General features: G+C 44.9%; 3 protein-coding genes. All 3 read right to left on the bottom strand.

The features are described from left to right. Window positions 1-22: 22 nt before the first annotated feature. Window positions 23-1,504 (bottom strand): IS66 family transposase, encoded by a 1,482-nt coding sequence (gene tnpC, locus ACROAE_RS20460; RefSeq protein ID WP_432406124.1) that lies wholly within the window; start codon window positions 1,502-1,504, stop codon window positions 23-25. 91 nt (window positions 1,505-1,595) lie between these two features. Beyond that, window positions 1,596-1,946, bottom strand: coding sequence for an IS66 family insertion sequence element accessory protein TnpB (tnpB, locus tag ACROAE_RS20455; protein ID WP_432406121.1), 351 nt, complete (start codon window positions 1,944-1,946; stop codon window positions 1,596-1,598). Next, on the bottom strand, window positions 1,943-2,287 hold the full coding sequence (locus ACROAE_RS20450) for an IS66 family insertion sequence element accessory protein TnpB (protein WP_432406118.1): 345 nt from the start codon (window positions 2,285-2,287) through the stop codon (window positions 1,943-1,945). Before ACROAE_RS20450 ends, tnpB begins: the two co-directional genes overlap by 4 nt. Window positions 2,288-2,369: the final 82 nt, after the last annotated feature.

The raw sequence follows: 2,369 nt of genomic DNA, 5'->3' as shown, positions 1-2,369 counted from the left end.
GTAAGCGTCTAGCGAACCACACCTATTTTTTAAAATTCCAGGGTAACAAGCTATCGATATCCGGTGCTGGTTGGCACAGGTCATTAAGGCAAGCCATGATGTAATCAAATGGGATGAGTCCATTAACCTTTGCGGTTTCCACAATACTGTAAAGGGTTGCACTAGCATGTGCACCGTTAGCCGTTTGGCTAAATAACCAATTCTTTCGGCCTATCACAAACGGTTTTACTGCGCGTTCAGCTCTATTGTTATCGATGCTGAGTCGTCCATCATCCACATAGCGGATAAGCTTGTGCCATTGATTAGCCAGGTAATTAGCCGCCTCAATCAGTTTGGCATTGCCCACTAAATTTGGCTGGTTCTGCTCAAGCCATGCTTTTAGCTTGTCCAGTATAGGCACACTGGCTTGTTGTCTTGTCGTGTATTTATCATCCACACTTTTATCTTTGATGCGTGACTCAACGCCGTACAATTTTTGGATAAGGCTCAATACCACATCTGCCTTGCCGGTTTTGTTTTTACCTTGTAGCTTTTTCGCCTCGATAAATTTACGACGAGCATGAGCCCAACAGCCGATTAACGTTGCCTCTGTTTTGGCATAGGCCTGATAACCATCCACGTGCAAGTACCCTTGATATCCATCAAGATAATTGACCACGCACGCGGCCGCGCGACTATTGTGGAAGTCGTAAAGCACGATATTAGGGATAGGATTATTCGGGTCTGGTGAGTCTCGACCCGAGCAATACACCCACATATAGCTGTTCACTTTATCGGATTTCACCACTTTCAATGGTGTTTCATCGGCAAACAACGTGGGCTGCTTTAGCAGTTCGGCTTTAAGCCGCGCAACTAATGGCGCGAAGAGTGTGGCGGATTTGTCTATCCAACTGCTCATGGTCTGGCGACTGAGTTCAATACCGTATTGCTTAAACATCGCTTCCTGGCGATAAAGCGGTAACCCATATTGGTATTTACTGGTGATAAGTTGGCTCAATAAACTCGCCGTCGCAATGCCTTTGTTGATGGGCATGGCAGGCATTGAGGCTTGTTTTATCGGTGTCTGAGTCGAGGATTTATCACAGTGACGGCAAGCGTACTTAGGCCTAATGCGCTCAATCACTTTGATTTGAGCGGGTATAAACTCAAGCTTTTCTGACTTATCTTCACCCATTTTATGCAGCTCACCGCCACAACAATCACAGGTCTTATCGGTGATGTCGTGAATAACCTGCTCACGGGGTAAGTCTTTTGGCAGTGGCTTACGCACCGGCTTTTTACGGGTATAGCTAATGGATTGCTGCTCTGCCTCAACTTCCTCAACAATCTCTTCCACTTCATTGAATAACTCGCCTTGGCCGATAAAGCCTTCAGCACTCTTGCCGAATTGTTTTTGTTGGGCCAGACGCCAGCGCTCTTCCAAGGCTGCGATTTGTGCATCCTTCTGCGCTAACAGTTTTTCAAGTTCAGCAATACGCTGTTTAAGGGCGAGTTCATTTTTCATAACGCCTATTTTAAGGCATAACAAAAGGCTTTCCAGTGCTAACTGAACGTCTTTTGATGATCATCAATCGATCGCCAACTCTTTTGAATAATTAAAGCATGGTCTTACCTGCGACATCCATTTTGCTGTGACCAATCACATCATAACCTGCTAATAACCAGTGTAATTGTTGCTCGGTTAACGTCATGGTGGGTGACATGAGTTTAGGCCATTTGAACTTATGTTTATCTAAACGCTTATACCACAGGGCAAACCCTGTGTTATCCCAGTACAGCAGTTTGAGTTTGTCGCGCCCTTTATTACAAAAGACAAATAGTGCGCCACTGAGCACAGGTAGTTCAAGCTCTGCTTCCACCAACACCGCCAATCCATTAATCGATTTACGAAAATCGACCACATCAGCACATAAATAAACGGTGGGCACATCAACAAACATCTTCATGCCGTTAGCCCTTTAATAATGGCAACGATATCGTTCGTTGCTAAATTGGCTGGAAACATTAACTGGCCTGTGCGGATATCAAACTGCACCACATGTTGATGAGTTTGCGCGCAGACTTCAGTGGTGGTTTGTTTTACCTGAATAAAACGTGATGATGTGGGGTTCGTTGTTTGCACTGGCAAGGTTGAATTAGGCTGATACTCAGCCAGTAAAGCGCGCTGTTTATAGTAAGTGGTAATAGCGACATTATGGTGTTGGCAGAATTCGATATTAGTGCCACTAAACGAGCCGCGTTGTTGAAGTAGCATCTGCCACTGAGTAGTTGTTCTGTATGTTTTCATCACCTGCTCCAAATTTATCATTGAGCAGGTATTTTTAGATAATCAGAACATCGATGCTAGGTGTACTTCGCTAGACGCTTAC

Origin of the sequence: Shewanella sp. MF05960, from assembly GCF_050849305.1 — a bacterium.
GTDB lineage: Bacteria > Pseudomonadota > Gammaproteobacteria > Enterobacterales > Shewanellaceae > Shewanella.
The sequence above is the reverse complement of the archived record's forward strand: the minus strand, read 5'-3'. Positions and strand labels throughout refer to the sequence as shown.

What these genes read in the sequence shown, in the direction of transcription:
- tnpC (WP_432406124.1), bottom strand. Translation starts at nt 1,504, where the DNA reads ATGAAAAATGAACTCGCCCTTAAACAGCGTATTGCTGAACTTGAAAAA.
- tnpB (WP_432406121.1), bottom strand. Translation starts at nt 1,946, where the DNA reads ATGAAGATGTTTGTTGATGTGCCCACCGTTTATTTATGTGCTGATGTG.
- ACROAE_RS20450 (WP_432406118.1), bottom strand. Translation starts at nt 2,287, where the DNA reads ATGAAAACATACAGAACAACTACTCAGTGGCAGATGCTACTTCAACAA.